Origin of the sequence: Mesorhizobium sp. M1396 (assembly GCF_040317725.1) — a bacterium.
Taxonomy (GTDB): domain Bacteria; phylum Pseudomonadota; class Alphaproteobacteria; order Rhizobiales; family Rhizobiaceae; genus Mesorhizobium.
In genome coordinates, this window is sequence record NZ_JAMYLA010000007.1 from 114,022 (window position 1) to 131,965 (window position 17,944).

21 protein-coding genes are annotated in these 17,944 nt (G+C 61.0%); 11 read left to right on the forward strand and 10 right to left on the reverse strand.

What is annotated here, in order from left to right:
* Positions 1 to 40: 40 nt before the first annotated feature.
* Positions 41 to 892, reverse strand: a complete 852-nt coding sequence (locus tag NKH02_RS06580) for an alpha/beta fold hydrolase (protein WP_352877310.1) — start codon at positions 890 to 892, stop codon at positions 41 to 43.
* A 145-nt stretch (positions 893 to 1,037) separates the two neighbouring features.
* On the opposite strand from NKH02_RS06580, the gene ade reads away from it, so the two are divergent.
* Positions 1,038 to 2,855, forward strand: a complete 1,818-nt coding sequence (gene ade, locus NKH02_RS06585; protein ID WP_352864143.1) for an adenine deaminase — start codon at positions 1,038 to 1,040, stop codon at positions 2,853 to 2,855.
* 160 nt (positions 2,856 to 3,015) lie between these two features.
* Here ade and NKH02_RS06590 read toward each other — a convergent pair whose 3' ends face one another.
* Positions 3,016 to 4,179 (reverse strand): alpha/beta hydrolase, encoded by a 1,164-nt coding sequence (locus NKH02_RS06590; RefSeq protein WP_352864146.1) that lies wholly within the window; start codon positions 4,177 to 4,179, stop codon positions 3,016 to 3,018.
* A 143-nt stretch (positions 4,180 to 4,322) separates the two neighbouring features.
* On the reverse strand, positions 4,323 to 5,396 hold the full coding sequence (locus tag NKH02_RS06595; protein WP_352864148.1) for an alpha/beta hydrolase: 1,074 nt from the start codon (positions 5,394 to 5,396) through the stop codon (positions 4,323 to 4,325).
* Between the two features lie 418 nt (positions 5,397 to 5,814).
* On the opposite strand from NKH02_RS06595, the gene ilvA reads away from it, so the two are divergent.
* Both ilvA and NKH02_RS06605 read left to right on the forward strand, forming a co-directional pair.
* Positions 5,815 to 7,071 carry a threonine ammonia-lyase IlvA gene (gene ilvA, locus NKH02_RS06600; RefSeq protein ID WP_352877311.1) on the forward strand — a complete coding sequence of 419 codons (1,257 nt, stop codon included), beginning with the start codon at positions 5,815 to 5,817 and terminating at the stop codon, positions 7,069 to 7,071.
* Positions 7,068 to 7,628, forward strand: a complete 561-nt coding sequence (locus NKH02_RS06605) for a DUF1697 domain-containing protein (RefSeq protein WP_352877313.1) — start codon at positions 7,068 to 7,070, stop codon at positions 7,626 to 7,628. The genes ilvA and NKH02_RS06605 overlap by 4 nt, the downstream gene beginning before the upstream one ends.
* Before the next feature lie 5 nt (positions 7,629 to 7,633).
* On the opposite strand, the gene NKH02_RS06610 is transcribed toward NKH02_RS06605, so the two are convergent.
* Entirely contained in the window at positions 7,634 to 7,927 is a 294-nt protein-coding gene (locus NKH02_RS06610) for a DUF2218 domain-containing protein (RefSeq protein ID WP_352877315.1), read from the reverse strand.
* Positions 7,928 to 8,060: 133 nt separating this feature from the next.
* Positions 8,061 to 8,501, reverse strand: coding sequence for a lactoylglutathione lyase (gloA, locus tag NKH02_RS06615; RefSeq protein ID WP_352864158.1), 441 nt, complete (start codon positions 8,499 to 8,501; stop codon positions 8,061 to 8,063).
* A 219-nt stretch (positions 8,502 to 8,720) separates the two neighbouring features.
* Here gloA and NKH02_RS06620 point away from each other — a divergent pair, with 219 nt between their 5' ends.
* From NKH02_RS06620 to NKH02_RS06630, 3 genes are all read left to right on the forward strand, one after another.
* On the forward strand, positions 8,721 to 9,317 hold the full coding sequence (locus tag NKH02_RS06620) for a cold-shock protein (RefSeq protein ID WP_502910899.1): 597 nt from the start codon (positions 8,721 to 8,723) through the stop codon (positions 9,315 to 9,317).
* 150 nt (positions 9,318 to 9,467) lie between these two features.
* Entirely contained in the window at positions 9,468 to 10,031 is a 564-nt protein-coding gene (locus NKH02_RS06625; RefSeq protein WP_352864162.1) for a DUF192 domain-containing protein, read from the forward strand.
* A 20-nt stretch (positions 10,032 to 10,051) separates the two neighbouring features.
* On the forward strand, positions 10,052 to 10,819 hold the full coding sequence (locus tag NKH02_RS06630) for an alpha/beta fold hydrolase (RefSeq protein WP_352877317.1): 768 nt from the start codon (positions 10,052 to 10,054) through the stop codon (positions 10,817 to 10,819).
* Between the two features lie 33 nt (positions 10,820 to 10,852).
* On the opposite strand, the gene NKH02_RS06635 is transcribed toward NKH02_RS06630, so the two are convergent.
* Positions 10,853 to 11,455 carry an HD domain-containing protein gene (locus NKH02_RS06635; protein ID WP_352877319.1) on the reverse strand — a complete coding sequence of 201 codons (603 nt, stop codon included), beginning with the start codon at positions 11,453 to 11,455 and terminating at the stop codon, positions 10,853 to 10,855.
* 147 nt (positions 11,456 to 11,602) lie between these two features.
* Between NKH02_RS06635 and cysE the strand changes: the two genes are divergently transcribed.
* Complete coding sequence (cysE, locus tag NKH02_RS06640) at positions 11,603 to 12,451, forward strand: serine O-acetyltransferase (RefSeq protein ID WP_352864168.1); 849 nt, start codon at positions 11,603 to 11,605, stop codon at positions 12,449 to 12,451.
* Between the two features lie 151 nt (positions 12,452 to 12,602).
* Positions 12,603 to 12,806, forward strand: a complete 204-nt coding sequence (locus NKH02_RS06645; RefSeq protein ID WP_006200852.1) for a DUF3126 family protein — start codon at positions 12,603 to 12,605, stop codon at positions 12,804 to 12,806.
* 72 nt (positions 12,807 to 12,878) lie between these two features.
* Here the strand turns inward: NKH02_RS06645 and NKH02_RS06650 are convergent, their stop codons facing one another.
* Positions 12,879 to 13,610, reverse strand: a complete 732-nt coding sequence (locus tag NKH02_RS06650) for a hypothetical protein (protein ID WP_352877320.1) — start codon at positions 13,608 to 13,610, stop codon at positions 12,879 to 12,881.
* Between the two features lie 128 nt (positions 13,611 to 13,738).
* Between NKH02_RS06650 and NKH02_RS06655 the strand changes: the two genes are divergently transcribed.
* Together NKH02_RS06655 and NKH02_RS06660 are read left to right on the forward strand one after the other, a co-directional pair.
* A complete protein-coding gene (locus NKH02_RS06655) occupies positions 13,739 to 14,074 on the forward strand; it encodes a DUF6949 family protein (RefSeq protein WP_352877322.1) in 336 nt (111 codons plus the stop codon).
* A gap of 20 nt (positions 14,075 to 14,094) precedes the next feature.
* A complete protein-coding gene (locus tag NKH02_RS06660) occupies positions 14,095 to 14,622 on the forward strand; it encodes a gamma carbonic anhydrase family protein (RefSeq protein ID WP_352877324.1) in 528 nt (175 codons plus the stop codon).
* 33 nt (positions 14,623 to 14,655) lie between these two features.
* On the opposite strand, the gene NKH02_RS06665 is transcribed toward NKH02_RS06660, so the two are convergent.
* The gene (locus NKH02_RS06665; protein WP_352877325.1) at positions 14,656 to 15,228 is read right to left on the reverse strand and encodes an ankyrin repeat domain-containing protein; all 573 of its coding nucleotides are present in this window, start codon (positions 15,226 to 15,228) and stop codon (positions 14,656 to 14,658) included.
* Between the two features lie 44 nt (positions 15,229 to 15,272).
* Positions 15,273 to 15,719, reverse strand: coding sequence for an HNH endonuclease (locus NKH02_RS06670; RefSeq protein WP_352877327.1), 447 nt, complete (start codon positions 15,717 to 15,719; stop codon positions 15,273 to 15,275).
* Between the two features lie 311 nt (positions 15,720 to 16,030).
* Between NKH02_RS06670 and NKH02_RS06675 the strand changes: the two genes are divergently transcribed.
* Entirely contained in the window at positions 16,031 to 16,684 is a 654-nt protein-coding gene (locus NKH02_RS06675; protein WP_352864177.1) for a hypothetical protein, read from the forward strand.
* Positions 16,685 to 16,801: 117 nt separating this feature from the next.
* Here NKH02_RS06675 and NKH02_RS06680 read toward each other — a convergent pair whose 3' ends face one another.
* Entirely contained in the window at positions 16,802 to 17,554 is a 753-nt protein-coding gene (locus NKH02_RS06680) for a hypothetical protein (RefSeq protein WP_352877329.1), read from the reverse strand.
* Between the last annotated feature and the right edge of the window lie 390 nt (positions 17,555 to 17,944).

The following is a 17,944-nucleotide window of genomic DNA, read 5'->3' on the forward strand; positions in this document are numbered from 1 at the left end:
GTTCAACAGTTGTGATTCACCTGTTGCTGCACAGAACTCTCTATTTGGCGTCGATGAAGTCCAGCACCGCCTGGCTATATTCATCCGGCGCTTGCAGCATGGCGAAATGACTGGCGTTGGGCAGGATGATCAGCTTCGCGCCTGGGATGGCGGAGGCTATGTATTCGGTGTGTTCGCGCTTGATCGCCTCATCATGGTCGCCGGCAACGATCGCCGTCGTCGTGGTGATCTTGGCGAGCTGTTCCTTGGTCCACGCCGGCTCGCTCTCCCACATATGGCTGATTTGCGCCACGAAGGCGTCATACTGGTCCGGCGTTTTCGACATCTTCTTGTAGTCGCGGCCGGAGCGGTCGATGTAGGCGGCAAAGGTCTTGTTGGTCATCACGCCCGGATCGACACCGTCGGTGGTTACGTTGGCCGCTTGCGCAAAGAGTCTGGTCAGCCGCTCTGGATGATGCAGCGCGATGTCGATGCCGATAATGCCGCCATCGCTCCAGCCGACAAGCGCGGTCTTGTCGATCTTCAGGTAGTCGAGCAGCGCCAGATAATCCGACGCCATCAAGTCGTAGCCGTAAGGCTGCTCGGTGCGGGTGGAGCGGCCGTGGCCACGGCTGTCGGCGACGATCACCTTGTGCGTTTTGGAAAGCGTCGCCACCTGGCTGGCCCAGATGTCGGCGTGGCCGAAGCCGCCATGGATGAGCAGCACCGGGTCACCCGCGCCGAAAACGGCGTAGTACATCTGGATGCCGTTCACCGGCGCATATCCGCTCTGATCAGGCTCGGGCATGGCCGCGGGCTCCGGCAAGGTCTGCCAACGTTCCTCGGCGGCGGCAAAAGTGGTTGGCGCGGCGAACAGGATGACGATGGCGAACGCTTTCCAAAAACGGGTCATGTTTCCCTCTTACGGCTCGGCTCGCGGACAGCATTGCGTTTTGGCCAGATTAGTCAACAAGCCTGGCCGCCGTCGGATGTTGGACCGACGGCTCTGGCGGCGCCCGCCCACATTTGCGAGACTGGGCGCAACCGAGGAATCGCCAATGACGAAAGCCAAGCCCGCAAGGCCCGCAAAACCCAAACCCTGGACCGAGATGGCGACACATCTGGTCGATGTCGCCATGGGGCGAAAGCCCGCCGACCTGGTCGTCCGCAACGGCCGCTGGGTGAATGTCCATTCAGGCGAGATCATCGCCGGCACCGACATCGCCATTGCCGGCGGGCGCTTCGCCTATTGTGGGCCGAACGCCAGCCATGCCATCGGCCAGGGCACCAAGGTGGTCGACGCCGGCGGGCGCTATCTGGTGCCCGGCCTCTGCGACGCGCACATGCATGTCGAGAGCGGCATGGTGACGGTGACCGAGTTCTGCCGGGCGGTCATCCCGCACGGGACCACGTCGATGTTCATCGACCCGCACGAGATCGCCAATGTGCTGGGGCTGCCAGGCGTGCGGCTGATGCATGACGAGGCCGTTGCCATGCCCATCAACGTGCATGTGCAGATGCCGTCCTGCGTGCCTTCGGCGCCGGGGCTGGAACATGCCGGCGCCGAACTGACGGTCGCCGATGTGGCGGAAGCGATGACCTGGGAAAACATCATCGGGCTTGGCGAAGTGATGAATTTCCCCGGCGTCGCCGCCAACGATCCGGTGATGTCGGGCGAGATCGCCGCGACGGTCAAGGCAGGCAAGACGGTCGGTGGCCACTATGCCTCGCGCGACCTCGGCCTGCCGTTCCATGGCTATGTCGCCGGCGGCCCGGAAGACGACCACGAGGGCACGCGCGCCGAGGACGCCATTGCCCGTGTGCGCCAGGGCATGAAGGCGATGCTGCGGCTGGGCTCGGCCTGGTACGACGTCGCCTCGCAGATCAAGGCGGTGACGGAGAGCGGGATCGACCCGCGCAACTTCATCCTGTGCACCGACGACAGCCATTCCGGCACGCTGGTTCATGAAGGCCATATGGACCGCGTGGTGCGCCACGCCATCCAACAGGGGTTGAAGCCGGTGACGGCGATCCAGATGGCGACGCTCAACACAGCCCAGCATTTCAAACTGGAGCGCGAGATCGGCTCGATCGCGCCGGGGCGGCTGGCCGACCTGCTGATCGTCTCGGATCTCGCCGCAATGGCAATCGATGAGGTCTATGCACGCGGCGTCAGGCTGGCCAAGGGCGGCAAGCTCGAAATCGACATTCCGGCCTATGATTATCCGAAGACGGCGAAGAACACCGTCAAGCTCGGCAAGAAGCTGAAGGCCCACGACTTCGACATCGCCGCTCCCAAGGGCGCCAACGAGGTGCGGGTGCGCGTCATCGGCGTCATCGAGAACCAGGCGCCGACGCGGGCACTGGAGGCCGATCTGCCGGTAGAGGACGGGCTGGTCGCCATGGATCGCCGCAACGATGTCTGCCAGATCGCGCTGGTCGAGCGCCACAGAGGCACGGGCGGCGTCACCAACGCCTTCGTCTCCGGCTTCGGCTACATGGGCGACTGCGCCATGGCGTCCAGCGTGGCGCATGACGCTCACCACATCATCTGCGTCGGCACCAACAAGCAGGACATGGCGCTGGCCGTGAATCGTCTGGGCGAGGTCGGCGGCGGCGTCGTGCTGTTCTCCAAGGGCAAGGAACTGGCCCTGGTCGAAATGCCGATCGCCGGGCTGATGTCGGACGAGCGGGCTGAAATCGTCGCGGCCAAGGCGGACAAGCTCACCGAGGCGATGCGCAAGATGGGCTGTTCGCTAAACAACGCCTATATGCAGCACTCGCTGCTGGCGCTGGTTGTCATTCCGGAGCTCAGGATTTCCGATGTCGGACTGATCGACGTGACGACTTTCCAGAAGGTCGATCTCTTCGTCTAGGGTATATCGATATTCGGGTGAGGCCGGCCTGCGAATGGTGGCTTTCTGCGCTTCCGGTGCTCACGTACTTAAAGTACGCTCCGCTCCGGTTCTCGAAAGCCGCCATTCTCGACTCGGCCTGACCCGAATCTCAACATACCCCGGCGCTTGTTGATGGTACTCAGCCGCCGGTGGCTATGGTCAGCACCTTGAATGGTGTGGTGATGACGATCTCGGCGACCGAGCCGACAGCCTTGCCGAGGCCTTGACCGATATTGTTGAACTGTGTCGGGTCGGGTTCCTCCGAAGCCAGGCCAGCCGGTGCTCGCAGCCGGTCGCCGAGCAGTTGCACCAGGATCGGGTTATCGGCGAATTTGGCGTGGTTGAGGCGATCGCCGGACTTCAGTTTGCTCAAGTCCACAACCGATACGCCGTAGCTGGCAAGGTCGGCTGCATTGCCATAGTCGCCGACTCGCGGTTTGTCGCCGGACAGAAGGCCTGACAGTCTCAAGGCGCGGTCGTCGCCCGAAAGCAGGATGGCGAACGGCTTGTCCGGCTTGCCGTAGCGGATCATCTGTTTCTTGAACACATCGACGTCGATATCCGGCGAGGCCAGAATGACATAGCCGAGCTTCCCGCCGAGATCGCGGTCGCCGGTGATGGCGAGTTGCCGCAGCGCCTCCATGGTCAACCACGTCCCCATCGAATGGGCGATAATGTCGATGCTTCTCACCTTGGTCTTGGCAAGCATTCTCAGCGTTGCTTCAAGATCGTCGCGCGCCGCGTTTGCACTATCCCTGTCGTAGAGATAGCCCGTCGTCTTGGCACTCGACGCCCATGAAAACAGAACGGGCGTACCTGGATATTTCGTGTCGTGAGCGATCTGCGTCAGCCGATAGATGCCGTCATCGAAGCCATTGTTGAAGCCGTGCACGAAAACCAGCGCACGGTCTCCGCGCATGGCAATGTCGGCGCCGACCGCCTTGGCGAATTGCGGCGCGCCTTCGTAGAAGGCGACGTCCTTGGCGGTGAAGTCCTTGGCTGGAGCGCTGTTTGCCGATCCCTTGGCCCGCTCGATGGCGCCGACTTGATGGCTTTTCGGAACGGTGACGTCGACGCGGGCAAAGCTGGTGGTCAGCGAGCGATCGCCGTCGAACACCTGTCGCGGATCCTTGATTGCCTTCTGGCGGGTCGTGGCAACGAAGATCTCATGCGTGGCCGCGATGTCGGAAGCGGGCACTGAGACAGCAGTTCTGTTGAGCAGGTCATGCGTGTTCCGGCCGGCGCAGCCGGTGACAGCGAGCGCGATCGCAACGACGAGGTAACTCTTCGAACGCACGGTCACGCGCCGGCTCCCGCGAAGGGGGACGTCAAACGCATGACGTCGCTGGCTATTCCGATAAAGCCAGAGACCGGCGCGGTCCAGTTCAAAGTGAGTCCATGCGTCCGCGATGCTGAACAGGAACGGCGAAAACCGCGGGACCGCATCTATTGCCCGAGCAGGCCGATGCGGTCGGTCACGTCACGGTCGCTGGCAAAGCCGTCATCCTCGCGCAGCCGCTGGCCGATCATCTTCACCAGCGTTGGATTGTCGGCGAATTTCGTATGGTTGAAGCTGTCGCTTCCCTTGACCTTGGAGAGGTCGACGACGGTCACGCCGTAGGAAGCAAGATCGGCGGCATCCTTGTAGTCGCCGACGCGCGGCCGCGAACCGGCGATCAGGCCGGAGAGCCTCAGCGCCCGATCGTCGTCGGACAGCAGCAGGATGAACGGCTTGTCGGGCTTGCCGTAGCGCCGCATCTGGCTCTTGAACACGTCGACATCGATGTCGGGCGAGGCCAGCACCACGTCGCCGAGTTTGCCGCCGAGATCGCGGTCGCCGCTGATGGCCATCTGGCGCAGCGTTTCCATGGTCACCCAGGTTCCCATTGAATGGGCGACGATGTCGATGCGACGGGCGCCCGACTGCTGCAGCATCCTGAGCGTCACTTCCAGCTGGTCGCGGGCGGCACTGGCGCTTTCCTTGTCGTAGACATAGTCGGTGGTCCTGGCGCCGGATGCCCAGGAAAACAGCACGGGCGTGCCGGGATAGCCGGAATCGTGGACAAGCTGGGTGAGGCGATAGACGGCGGCGTCGAAGCCTGTGTTGTAGCCATGCACGAAGACCATGACGCGGCCGCCGCGCGCTGCGATGTCGGCGTTGAGGGCGCTGGAGAATTTCGGCTGTGTGTCGTAGCCGACGACCTCGGAGGCCATGAAATATTTGGCCGGGTCATCCGACTTGCCGCGCGAGCGCCGCTCGATCTGGCCGGTCTCATGGGTCCCCGGAACGGTGACGTTGACGCGGGCGTAGTTAAGCGTCGCCGAGCGCTCGCCGTCGAAAACCTTGTTTGGATCGTCGGATTTCTTGCGCGTCGTGGCGATGAAGATGCTGTGGTTGCCGGCGATCTCCGTCACCGGAGCGGACACCATGGCGCTACCCAGCAGTTCCTGTGTTTGCGAGCCCGCGCAGCCGGCGACGAGCAAGGCAAGGACAACGGCAAAGATCTTGTTCAAAGGCACGCTTGAAATTCCAACTCCGGCCGAAAGGCCTGTCTACCCCCGCCACCTCCCGGACAGGCAGAGTGCGGCGGAACTAAGTCGTGTCCAGTCGAAATGTGATCAGCGCCCGGCTACAGCCATCGCAGTGTTGCGCGAAAGCCAAAATGGCGGGAGGAACGCATGCGTGGTGCGCGCAATGAGCGGCATCACCGTCGGCTCGCCGAATTCCGGCAAGGACATGGATTCAGGCCAACCGATGACACGGCATGAACAAACGCCTCCAAGTGCTTGCAAGGATTCTACGAATGCCCGTTGCGGAAGGGCATGAATGGCCGGACAATGGCGTCGCGAGGCTGGATATGCAATAGGCGGGGCCGGCTGCGCGGTCCGATCGATGATTGAGGGTCCGCGGGCGACAACCGGCGCGAGGTGTTTTCCAATGAACAGTTTTTCTTCCCGCGTCGCTGCCGCTGCCGCGGCGATCCGCCAGATCTTTCCGGAAACGCCACTGCAGGAAAACGACTATTTGTCGAAAAAGACAGGTGCGCGGGTGCTGTTGAAGCGTGAGGATCTGTCGCCGGTGCGTTCCTACAAGATCCGCGGCGCCTTCAACTTCTTCCGCAAGACGCTGGCGGCGGGCAACGAGGCCGAACTGTTCGTGTGCGCGTCCGCCGGCAACCATGCGCAGGGCTTTGCTTTCGTCTGCCGCCATTTCGGCAAGAAGGGCGTGGTGTTCATGCCGGTGACGACACCGCAGCAGAAGATCGACAAGACCAGGCTGTTCGGCGGCGATTTCGTCGAGATCAGGCTGGTTGGCGACTTTTTCGACGATTGCTACCGCGCCGCCTTCGATTTCACCGAAAGTTCCGGCGCCCATATGGTGCCGCCCTTCGACCACAAGGACATCATCGAGGGCCAGGCGACCGTCGCCTATGAGATCGCGGACCAGATGCCGGGCGCCCGCATGCCTGATATCATCATGCTGCCGGTCGGCGGTGGCGGGCTCGCCGCCGGTGTCACCCATTATTTCGCCGATCAGGGCCGGGAAGCGCGCTTCGTCTTCTGTGAACCGGCCGGCGCGCCGAGCCTGCGCGAGAGCCTCGCCGCGGGAAAACGGCTCAAACTCACCAAAGTCGACAATTTCGTCGATGGCGCGGCAGTGGCCGAGATCGGCCGCGAGCCGTTACGGCATCTCAAGGATTTTCCGGCCGACACGGTGCGGCTGATCCCGGAAAACCGGCTCTGCGCCACCATGATCGAGATGCTCAACGTCGAAGGCGTCGTTCTGGAGCCGGCCGGCGCCCTGGCGATCGATGCGCTGAAGGATTTCTCCAGGAAGGAAATCAGGGGCAAGACCATCGTCGCCGTGGTTTCGGGCGGCAATTTCGATTTCGAGCGGCTACCGGACGTCAAGGAGCGGGCGCTGCGCTTCGAGGGCTTGAAGAAATACTTCATCATCCGCTTCCCCCAGCGGCCGGGCGCGCTGCGCGACTTCCTCGAACTGCTCGGTCCCGACGACGACATCGCCCGCTTCGAATATCTGAAGAAATCGGCGCGTAATTTCGGTTCGGTGCTGATCGGCATCGAAACCAAGGACCGTCGCAATTTCGACCTGCTCAAGGCGAATTTCGAGGCCGAGGGCGTCCAGTACCAGGACATCACCGACAACGAGACATTGGCCGGGTTCATCATATGAGCGGTGCTGGAAAAATCTTCGTCGCGCTGTTTTCCGGCATCAATGTCGGCGGCAACCGCATCGTCAAGATGGCGGAGTTGCGGTCGTTCTTCGAGGGTCTCGGCTTCTCCGATGTCGCCACCTATGTGCAGAGCGGCAATGCCGTGTTCAAGGCGGAGAAGGGCGATGCGGTCACGCTGACGAAACAGCTCGAAGCAGCCTTCGAGAAGAAATGGGGTTTCCATTCACGCATCATGGTGCGCGATCTCTCATGGTTCGAGCGGTTGGTGGACGAAAATCCCTATCCGGACGTGGCCGCGGACCACACGAAGTTGCACGCCTATGTGCTGGAGCGCGAGCCGACCGCCGACGAGGTGGCGCGGCTGGCCGAAAAGTGCACAGGGCCCGAACGCTTCGAGATCAAGGGCGATGTGCTCTACCTGCACGCGCCGGATGGATTGGGCAAATCGGTGTTTGCCGGGCTGATCCCGCGCACGTTGAAAGTGCCGGGCACGGCGCGCAACTGGCGCTCGGTGCGGGCGCTGCTGGAGATGGCCGCTCAGGCCGGTGGAAAATAGGGTCCTTATGCCGCCGGCGCGGGCTTCCAGGCGAAGGTCAGTTCTTCACGGAAAGCAAAGCGCTTGATGTGATCGGCGACGACGCTTTCCAGGCGTTCGATCGATCCGGCTTCGTCAGTTGATACCGTTATATGCAGCGCGGTCGCGTCGGCATCCATGACGGTGCGGCCGAGCGAGAGATCGATGGTGCCATGGGCGGGATCGAACTCGACCGGGAATTTATGCGCCCAGTGCTTGCACAACTGCTGCAGGTAGCGGCTGGCATGTTCGGTGGCGACATCGGCACGGCTGGTCGGCATGAATGAATTCTCCTGGTGAGCGCCGGCCCCTTGCCGGGCAGGCGCTATAGGCAGGTAGATAGGTGCCGTCGATCAAGACGGCAAAGGCGGACGGCTTGTCCGCCTGGCCGCTCCACTCAAGATGGCGTGATCGCTACCAGGTGCCGGTGTTCGGCATCGAGGCCCAGGGCTCGGCCTTGGGCTTCGCCGGTCCCTTCTGCAGCAGCTCGATCGAGATGCCGTCCGGCGACTTGACGAAGGCCATATTGCCGTCGCGCGGCGGCCGGTTGATGACGACGCCGTTGTCCATCAAATGCTGGCAGGTGGCGTAGATGTCGTCGACCTCATAGGCGAGGTGGCCGAAATTGCGCCCGCCCTTGTAGTCTTCCGGATCCCAATTGTAGGTCAGTTCGATCAGCGGCGCCTTGTCGGCGATGCCGCTTTGCTCGTCTTCCGACGCGGCGAGGAAGATCAGCGTGAAGCGGCCCTGCTCGTTTTCGTAGCGGCGCACCTCCTTGAGGCCGAGCTTGTTGCAGTAGAAGTCAAGCGAGGCGTCCACGTCGGCGACGCGGACCATGGTGTGCAGATAGCGCATGTGATTTCCTCGACAAATTGCGTTGCGGTGCAACATAGGGTCGGCCCTGTAAAAGGGCAATCGTGCGGCAGCGCGCAATGCCGGCAAAGAACAAATCCGGTATTCCCCCCATTGAACCGTGAAAAAAGGCACGGCAGGTCTTGCACACACCGGAAGTGGCGGTGTTAATCTGGTGCCAAGAATCAGTTGCGGTGTTCTTGAAAAGAGGGGGGCATTCTTATGGGGGAAAAGGCCTCTTTCATGGGGCGGGACGGCCCCCTTGGCGACGCCCGGCAGCGTGACGAAGGCGGCGACGCCGCCGACCTGCTCGAAATTGCCGGCGCCATCAAGTGGTTCGATGTGGCCAAGGGCTACGGTTTCATCCTTCCGGATGACGGCATTTCGGGCGACATCCTCCTCCACGTGACATGTCTTCGAAAGGACGGCTTTCAGACGGCCCTGGAGGGCGCGCGCGTGGTCTGCCTCGTCAAGCATGGCGACCGCGGGTTGCAGGCCTTCCGGGTGCTCTCCATGGATCTCACCACCGCAGTTCACCCGGCCGAGATGCAGGAGCAGCGCACCCATATCGTGGTGACGCCGGAAAGTGGTCTCGAACGCGCCTTGGTGAAGTGGTTCAACCGCACCAAGGGTTTTGGTTTTCTAACCCGCGGCGAGGGCACCGAGGACATCTTCGTCCACATGGAGACCTTGCGCCGTTACGGCATCACCGAGCTTCGGCCCGGCCAGGTCGTGCTGGTTCGTTTCGGACGCGGCGACAAAGGCCTTATGGCCGCCGAAATTCACCCCGATATGGGGACCTTGCCGGTCTCGCACTAGAGCCTGATCCATCCCGATAGCGTCGGGATGGGGCTCTATTCCCTCTTTGTTTGACCATGATCTCTGGACAAACGGTTTCCGTTTGTCCGAGAAAACCGGTTCCATTTTTCGGGATCATAGTCTAGGACGATTCCCGGCCGAGGATCTCAAATGGCTCACAGAAACTGGCTGACGGCGGGCGTGGTATGCGCCGTGATTGCCGTCATCGTCGCCGCAGGCGCCTTCTTCTATTCCGGCCGGCCGACCTCGGCGGACAGCCGGGCGATGATCCTTCCGGTCGATCCGGCGCCGCTGGTCGTGGTGACGAAAGGCGGCGACCGCTCTTTTTCCATTGAAGTCGCCGACACCGATCGAGAGCGCGAGGCCGGTTTGATGTATCGCCAGGACATGGCGGACGACCATGGCATGCTGTTCGTCTTTGAAATGCCGCAGCAGGTCAATTTCTGGATGCACAACACGCCGATGCCGCTCGATCTGATCTTTGTCGGCCAGGACGGCAAGATCCGGGCAATCAAGCACGGCGAGCCGCAATCCGACGCCGTTGTTTCGCCCGGTGTCCCCGTGCGCTTCGTGCTCGAGCTCAAGGCCGGCACGGCTGCCAGGAATGGCATCGAATATGGCGACCTGTTGCGCCATCCGGCCGTGGGCACGGTATCCGGCCCCGGCATGCCGCCCGCCGACAATGGCGATTCGCCCAATGGCGGCGGCGGCTGAGTGGTCAGGCGGGATCGCTGATGCGGCTTTTCACCCATGACGGCTTCGACCTTGCCTTCCTCGACCGCCAGCCGGCATCGGGCGAGGGCGACCCGGTGCTCATGATCCACGGCTTCGCCTCGAACCACCACGTCAACTGGGTGTCGCCCGGCTGGTTCAAGACGCTGAACGATGCCGGCTACCGCGCTATCGCCTTCGACAATCGCGGCCACGGTTCGTCGTCGAAGAGTTATGAGGAGGCCGACTATACGCCGGTCAAGATGGCTTCGGATGCCGCCGCCCTGCTCGGCCATCTCGGCATCCAACGCGCCCATGTCATGGGCTATTCGATGGGCGCGCGCATCGCGGCGTTCATGGCACTGTCGGATCCGGACAAGGTGGCGACGCTGGTTTTCGGGGGTCTTGGCATCGGCATGATCGATGGTGTCGGCGATTGGGATCCGATCGCCGCGGCCCTGCTTGCCGATGATCCGGCTGCGACAAGCCATCCGCGCGGGCGATCGTTTCGCGCCTTCGCCGACCAGACCCGCAGCGATCGCCGTGCATTGGCCGCTTGCATTGCCAAATCGCGCGAACTGCTGAGCGAGCAGGATATTGCCCGCATCGCCCAGCCGACGCTGGTCGCTGTCGGCACGACCGATGACATTGGCGGCTCGCCCGATGAACTCGCGGCGTTGATGCCGAACGCCAGGGCCTTTCACATCGAGGGCCGCGACCATATGCTGGCCGTCGGGGACAAGACCTTCAAGCAGCGCGTGCTGGAGTTCTATGCCGAAAATCCGCTCTGAGCGGACAGCGAGGGGAGCGGGACGTGACTGCCCTCAGCCTGTGGTGAGAGCCGCCAGCGACCGCGTCATGTTTTCCCGGGCCTGCTGTTCAAAGCGTTGCCGGAACTCCTCCGTGTGGAAAATGTGTGGGCGGGCGAGGAAATTCTTCAGCACCGCACTGCGCCCGGCCCGCCACATCGGCTCCTCCACCCATTGATACTCGCGCCGCACGGCGCGCTCATAGGCGTCGAAGGCGTCCGGCGCGGCACCCAGGATCGCCAGATCCATATCGAGGAAGAGACTTGCGTCCCGTGTGCTCGTCGCGACGTCAAACGGCGGCACCTGGTGTGTGGCTGTGGCGACGATCATCGCCGAGATGCGGTTCAGGCGTGAAGGATCCGCGCGGCCCGCCAGCTTCTTTTCGGCGAGGTCGGCACTTCGCGCCTCGTTGTCCTTGGCCTTGCTGTCATAGATGGCATCGTGGAACCAGATCGCAGCTTCGACGGCTCCGGGGTCGCCGAGCGCCGCTCGATAATCACCCGCCAGAGCCAACATCGCCTCGATATGGGCAAGGTTGTGGTAGTAGCGGCCTGGTCCCCGGTAGAGTGCTGAGAGCTCGCTCTTCAGAGCGTCGTCTATCAAGGGTTCGTTTTCCATCGCTGCTTGAATTCCCGCGAACCAAATCCATTTGACAATGCACTAAGGAAAATTGAGTTCAATCGTGCTATGATCTGGCTTATATGTGCGGCCGGACAACAGGCAAGCACAACAGGCAAGCCCGGCAGGGCGCAGGACGAGACGGCGATGAACAGCATCAGCATTTCCCGACACAGCGCATTGCAGCCGGTCGACCCGATCTGGCGTTCGATCCGCGACGAGGCAATGGAGGCTGTCAACCGCGACCCATTGCTCGCCGCGTTCCTCTATTCGACCATCCTCAACCAGGACAGCCTGGAGGAAGCGGTCATCCATCGGCTGGCCGAGCGGCTGGCGCACCAGGACATCGGCTCCGATCTCATCCGCCAGACCTTCAAGTCGATGCTGGCAGATGACAAGGACTGGCCGACGACCGTGCGTGTCGACATCCAGGCCTATTACGACCGCGATCCGGCGTGCGACCGGTTCATCATGCCGGTGCTCTATTTCAAGGGTTTTCACGCCATCCAGACCCATCGGCTGGCGCATTGGCTGTGGAACCAGGGCCGCAAGGATTTCGCCCTTTATCTGCAGAGCCGCTCATCCTCGGTCTTCCAGACCGACATCAACCCGGCCGCGCGCATCGGCAAGGGCATCTTCATCGACCACGCCACCGGCCTTGTGGTCGGCGAGACCGCGGTCATCGAGGACGATGTGTCGATCCTGCATGGCGTAACACTGGGCGGTACCGGCAAGGCCGGCGGCGACCGTCATCCCAAGATCCGCTACGGCGTGCTGATTGGCGCCGGCGCCAAGATCCTCGGTAACATCGAAGTCGGCCATTGCTCGAAGATCGCGGCAGGCTCGGTGGTGCTGTCGCCAGTGCCGCACAACAAGACGGTAGCCGGCGTGCCGGCCCGCGTCGTCGGCGAGACCGGCTGCGATCAGCCGTCGCGCCAGATGGATCAGCTTCTGCCGTCGCAGTCGATGGATCAGGTCGTCAGCTTCGACATCTGATTTTTACGAGGCCCGCCGCCTGCTTGCCGGATTCCGGCGCGGGCATGAGTGGTGGTTGTCTCCTCATATCAGGCCGCTTGCCTTTACATCGCCATTGTCGACGTGCCAGAAGCGCGTTCGAACGAGCAAGCCCGATGATCGGAGAAGACTGTTGAAGCCGGACGAAATCAGAAAGCTGGACGCCTATTTCAAGCGCGTCTTCCAGAACCCCAAGCTCGAGGTCAAGGCACGGCCGCGCAAGGAAGATTCGGCCGAGGTCTATGTCGGCGACGAATTCCTCGGCATCGTCTTCAAGGACGAGGACGACGGCGACTACAATTTTTCGATGGCGATCCTCGACATCGACCTGGCCTGAGCCAGCATCTTGCGCTTGCCGGCTGCGCCTCGAATGCGGCCGGCCAGCCGGATCTCCCGACGCTTTCCTATGCTAATGCTCTGCCTTCAATATCCGCCCGGCTTCGGTGGCGATCGATGCGTCAAGCGCCTGCCAATCGCCCAGAAATTCCCTGGGGAAGCGATAGGTGAGGCTGAGCTCGTCGCCGACCTGGATGTCGCGCTCGCAGGGCGCCAGCGATTCCTCGGCACTCGGCCCGCTCAGGCAACGGGCCACGAACGGGTCCTTGCCGGGGCGCTTGCCGACAACCAGCACCTCGTTCAAATAGCCTGATTTCTCGTTGAAACCGTACACCGTCGTGCCGCCAGGCCCCGCAATGCCGGGTTTGGTGATCAACGCGTTGTAGATCGGCGCGAAGCGGCCACTCATGTCACGCGACATCATCTGCTGTTCGAAGGACAGGAAGATGATGTTCTTGGCTGTCCCCGTGTGGTTGAAGTCGTCGCGCGCGGCCTCGCTGTAGCCGTCCATCTGGGGATAGCGCAGATAGAGGTCGAGCCGCGAGGCGATGCCGTCGCGCCGGGCCTGGGCGAAGCGGATGGCGTTGGCTGGCACGGCGAGGACATTGTTGCCGATCACCACCTGGTGGACCGTTGTGTCGTCGGTGTATCCGGCCATGGCGATCGAATGGCCGAACCATTTGCCGCCAAGGCTGATCGCTGCCGACAGCAGGGCCAGCGCCGCGAACCCGTAGAGCACCCGCTTCATCAGCCTGGAATCGACCACCGTGAATTCGGGGCCGTTGGCGAGCGCTGCCTGCTTCATCTCAGTCCCCGGATCTCCGGCCGCCGCCTGTCCGCCTCCCGTGTCCCTGGGCGGCACACATCGTACGGCATGGCTCTTGCAGCCTTCATGGAACGACTGTGCAATTTCATGGTAAATGGAAAGTTAAGATGGGACCGCTGGAACTCGCGCTCTTCGCTTTTGTCGTCGGTTTGACCGCCTGCGGGCTGGCTGGATCGGCCATGGAACTGGTTTCGGGCCGCAAGGTCGCCTTCACCGAACCCTTCGTGTCGCCGTCCCATATCTTGCGCTCGCTGCTCGCCACCGCGTGTGCCGGGCCCTTCATGCTGGTCAACGATGCCATCGATGCCCGGCGCGAGCGCCGCATTTCGATGATAGCGCCGATGTCCTGCGGCTGCACGGCGATTGCCTGGGCCTTGGCGCTGGGCGTGGTCGTGCTTGCCATTGCCTCATGGACGATCCGTCTCCTAGGGTTGCCAGCCTGAGACGATTCGGAGACCAAGACATGCCGCTTTATGCGATCGATGGAACGGAGCCCAGCTTCGTGGATGCCGAGACCAACTGGATCGCGCCCGATGCGACGCTGATCGGCGACGTGCGCGTCGGCCGCAACGCCGGCTTCTGGTTCGGTACCGTCATTCGCGGCGACAATGAGCCCATCGTCATCGGCGCCGACACCAATGTGCAGGAGCACACGGTGATGCACACCGATCCCGGCTTCCCGCTGACCATCGGGGAGGGCTGCACCATCGGCCACCGCGCCTTGCTGCATGGTTGCACGATTGGCGACAACAGCCTGATCGGTATGGGCGCCATCGTGCTGAACGGCGCGAAAATCGGCAGGAATTCGCTGGTCGGCGCCGGTGCACTGGTCACCGAAGGCAAGGAATTCCCGGACAATTCGCTGATCGTCGGCTCGCCAGCCAAGGCAATCAGGGTGCTGGACGACGCCGCAATTGCCAGACTGCGCGGCTCGGCCGCGCACTACGTTACCAACGGCAAGCGCTTCAAGGCTGGGTTGAAGAAGGCCTGAGGCCAGTTTGGCCTATATCTGTCGCCGACCGTCTTAATCGCGGCCCAACTCACCGTTGGAACCACGCCCGGTCATCGCATCGTGCAGCAATGAAGCACCTGCTTCAAAACCGGCAATCTGGGCCTCTTCCACGGCCGTCCTGTAGTCATCGATGCGGGTTTCGAGTGCCGGGTCGGCGCCCGCCGCCAAAAGCAGGCGGATCGCATCGACACTGCGGATTGCCACCGAATAGTGAAGCGGCGTCCAATCGTTCACACCCCGCATGTTGGGATCGGCTCCGCCGTCGATCAATATCCGCACGATGTCCAGCCTGTCGGCCCGGTCGGTGGACAGCGCCGCGATGATGGACGGAAACCCGCCGTGATCCTGATAGTTCGGATCCGAGCCAGCATCCAGCAAGGTCGAGATGAAACCGACGGGGCTCCAATAGATCGCATATTCCAGCGGATGCCCGAGGCCGAGTTCAAACGGCATGCGCTCGTCGAACCAGCGGGGCGAGTCACCCAGGGCTACGCCGAGGCCCTCGAGATCGCCGGCCTTGAAGGCATCATCGATGGCCTTGAACAGGCGATGGCGCTCGCATCGATCTTCCGGGATTTCCAACATCGCCGAGATCCAGAGGTGGCTTTTGATCGCTCATACTGCAGCGATCAGTTGCCATTTGAAAGCTGGATCGCGGACAAGGGAGCCTTGTCCGACGTTCGCAGCGGCCGCGAAACTTCCGACGGACCGCCTGAGCGCCATTTTAACAAATGATGGCATTCAGACGGATGCCATTTCCCGGCCACTATTCGCCTTCGGACGTGCCGTCGGTAGGCAGTAGGCGACAACACATTTCGCATCTTATGGCGGGTCTGATTGCAAAACTTGCAAGCAGCAACGACGTTCTCCTGCGTGTCTTTGCCGCCGTCCATCCGGGGCGTCAGATGTTCAGCGGTGCAGAGGAAACGGTCGAGCAATCCGCTAAAGTGATGATAACGCTCAGAAAACGGCGCCGGATCTCCGTCCCACATCGGAAAGTCGCAGTGGAAGCATAGCCTATTCTGCTTGTTGGCTTGCGCAATCTTGAGTTTTGCCAGCGTGTTTGATTTGCACATTTCGCACATCCTTTTGCTTCATCAACATGAAGCGGATGTGCAGCAACCGGTAAGCGATTGCCCCTTATTCGGAAGGGATAACCCTCGCACGAGACGACACCCTGTAGAGTGCCACTCCGCAGTATTTAGTGGTAGGTGCCAAGCGTAAGAATAGCGCCCATCAGGTCACCCACAACGGCTACCCAGACGAACTTTAGAACGTCTCCACATACTTATGCTATTTGGGAATTTGGTGAAGATCAAGTCGATCTTGGATGCCCCGGCGAATGGCGCGCCGTTGCCGGAGCGGTCTAGGAGTTACGGAAAATCCCATGGGTCGGGTAAAGCAAAAGTACAACCGACGTGAAGCCGAAATGCGTTTCGAGCGCGTTTATGAAGTCGTCGCGGGCGACCAGTGTATCTATTGCGGGATGCCGAATGATGGTAAATCTGACCATCAACCTCCAGTATATATCCTTCATCGGTTCGCGGACGGCGGATTGGTAACCAAGAAGGCGATACGGGAGAGGTTTGGTCAGTGCAAACTGGTCCCGTGCTGCACCATCTGCAACATGGGGCTTGGTGCATTTTACGGTTCCACCGACAACGAGCGAAGGCAGGAGATTGTAAATTGGCTTCTCGTGGATGACCGATACCCGGCCGACAAGATCGTTTTGGATATCGCGAACAAGTTGATTGAAGATCGCCTCCAAGGCAGGCGGGGGATTGAGATTTACGAGTTTCCCGGTGTTGGTCGTGTCATCTACATTAGCGCTTTGGTCGGTTTGATCGAAGGAGAGTTCGGCGGCCTCGACGAATTTCCAGATTGGCTAACGGTTACGCAATCAGAACTAGCTGATTGGCTTCGGGGAGCGCCAAAAAGAAAGTCAAAGTATTTTCTAGATATGGCAAATCTGGAGAGTTATGAACTGGTGCCCGACGCCCGAGATGATCCTCGCGGCCAGCTTAAAGATAATAGCCTCTAGGACTGGGATGTACTGGCCGGACGTGCATAAAATTCTCCGTCGTCAGGAATATTTTTCTTAGATGACCAATGCAGATCAGCGTGGATTTCAGAGTTCGGGTTCATTTCGATTTGCATTCTAGGGAGAGGCCGTAGTAATGATGGCCTGGTGCTCTTCGATCAATTTCTTGAACTCCTCAAAAGTTTTACAGCATAGCCTGCACTGATCCGACATCAACTGCACAATTGTGTTCATGGGCAATGGTGGTGTCGCGCCAAAGACATAGCTCACCAGTCCGGTCTTTGGCTCTAGCTTACGAGTGACCATCCCTGTGATCCCGAGAACAAGACCGGGGGGAATCTGATGGTTGTACCTATGTCGATAGTCTCTCGTTGCTTGCCGGTAGCCCTTGTCGAATATGCCTTCCATTGCCTGTTTAAAGCCGGCGTAGCTCTGCCATCCGACCCCTAACTGATCCAGATGAGCCGATTTGATGCCCCTGTCAGGCGGCAGCTGATCGACCCATTTTTTCCCGTGCTTCAGTTGGTTTACTTGATGACAGAGATGAACCGCCGCGAAAAGGAAACGTGCACGAATTGCGTACGGCATCCCTAACGCGAGAGAAGCAATGGGGCGCACGAACTCCACCAGTACGTCAAACCTTCTTTGTTCATTAAGCGGCTTCATCACCTCATCCCATGCCGCAAGGTCATGCGTGTAATTGATCAGAGCATTGATCTCATTCGCGATTTCGGTAGAGAACTCCCGAAGCATGGTTCCATATGCCATCAACGACATATCCATTCGCGACGGCAGCCTGTACCATCCAAAGTCGGTGTAATTCGCGCTAAGTGGCACTGTTTTCAGCGCCCTGCGGTACTGCGCATACATGCGAACTGACATCCCTGCGGCCCTTCTCCTTCCAGGCGCTAGCTGAGCATCAGCTTTAGCGCGTCTCCTGGCTTATCTCGTGTTGTTGGTTGACGAAGTGGGACGGATGCTTATCGCAAATGTCTCGCGTCCTTATTTATTGGTGAACTAAACGCTTTGTGATTAAAGGGGCAGCCGGATGGCCTAAAACGAGAACGCGCAGCCCGTAGCGCCGCACGGTGCCCCGGTGCTGGAGGTGTTTTCGATCAGCCACGTCTTTCATCCTGTTTGTGTAGCAGAGGTGAGCCGCAAACAGAAATCTAAGCTGTTGAAATCGTAGATTTCAATCGGGATTTCAAAGGGTTGTCCCAGAAATGGCGGAGCCGGCCCGGGGACGGTGCCGGCTCCTTT

What these genes read in the sequence shown, in the direction of transcription:
- NKH02_RS06580 (WP_352877310.1), bottom strand. Translation starts at nt 892, where the DNA reads ATGACCCGTTTTTGGAAAGCGTTCGCCATCGTCATCCTGTTCGCCGCG.
- ade (WP_352864143.1), top strand. Translation starts at nt 1,038, where the DNA reads ATGACGAAAGCCAAGCCCGCAAGGCCCGCAAAACCCAAACCCTGGACC.
- ilvA (WP_352877311.1), top strand. Translation starts at nt 5,815, where the DNA reads ATGAACAGTTTTTCTTCCCGCGTCGCTGCCGCTGCCGCGGCGATCCGC.
- NKH02_RS06605 (WP_352877313.1), top strand. Translation starts at nt 7,068, where the DNA reads ATGAGCGGTGCTGGAAAAATCTTCGTCGCGCTGTTTTCCGGCATCAAT.
- NKH02_RS06610 (WP_352877315.1), bottom strand. Translation starts at nt 7,927, where the DNA reads ATGCCGACCAGCCGTGCCGATGTCGCCACCGAACATGCCAGCCGCTAC.
- gloA (WP_352864158.1), bottom strand. Translation starts at nt 8,501, where the DNA reads ATGCGCTATCTGCACACCATGGTCCGCGTCGCCGACGTGGACGCCTCG.
- NKH02_RS06620 (WP_502910899.1), top strand. Translation starts at nt 8,721, where the DNA reads ATGGGGGAAAAGGCCTCTTTCATGGGGCGGGACGGCCCCCTTGGCGAC.
- NKH02_RS06625 (WP_352864162.1), top strand. Translation starts at nt 9,468, where the DNA reads ATGGCTCACAGAAACTGGCTGACGGCGGGCGTGGTATGCGCCGTGATT.
- NKH02_RS06630 (WP_352877317.1), top strand. Translation starts at nt 10,052, where the DNA reads ATGCGGCTTTTCACCCATGACGGCTTCGACCTTGCCTTCCTCGACCGC.
- NKH02_RS06635 (WP_352877319.1), bottom strand. Translation starts at nt 11,455, where the DNA reads ATGGAAAACGAACCCTTGATAGACGACGCTCTGAAGAGCGAGCTCTCA.
- cysE (WP_352864168.1), top strand. Translation starts at nt 11,603, where the DNA reads ATGAACAGCATCAGCATTTCCCGACACAGCGCATTGCAGCCGGTCGAC.
- NKH02_RS06650 (WP_352877320.1), bottom strand. Translation starts at nt 13,610, where the DNA reads ATGAAGCAGGCAGCGCTCGCCAACGGCCCCGAATTCACGGTGGTCGAT.
- NKH02_RS06655 (WP_352877322.1), top strand. Translation starts at nt 13,739, where the DNA reads ATGGGACCGCTGGAACTCGCGCTCTTCGCTTTTGTCGTCGGTTTGACC.
- NKH02_RS06660 (WP_352877324.1), top strand. Translation starts at nt 14,095, where the DNA reads ATGCCGCTTTATGCGATCGATGGAACGGAGCCCAGCTTCGTGGATGCC.
- NKH02_RS06665 (WP_352877325.1), bottom strand. Translation starts at nt 15,228, where the DNA reads ATGTTGGAAATCCCGGAAGATCGATGCGAGCGCCATCGCCTGTTCAAG.
- NKH02_RS06670 (WP_352877327.1), bottom strand. Translation starts at nt 15,719, where the DNA reads ATGTGCAAATCAAACACGCTGGCAAAACTCAAGATTGCGCAAGCCAAC.
- NKH02_RS06675 (WP_352864177.1), top strand. Translation starts at nt 16,031, where the DNA reads ATGGGTCGGGTAAAGCAAAAGTACAACCGACGTGAAGCCGAAATGCGT.
- NKH02_RS06680 (WP_352877329.1), bottom strand. Translation starts at nt 17,554, where the DNA reads ATGTATGCGCAGTACCGCAGGGCGCTGAAAACAGTGCCACTTAGCGCG.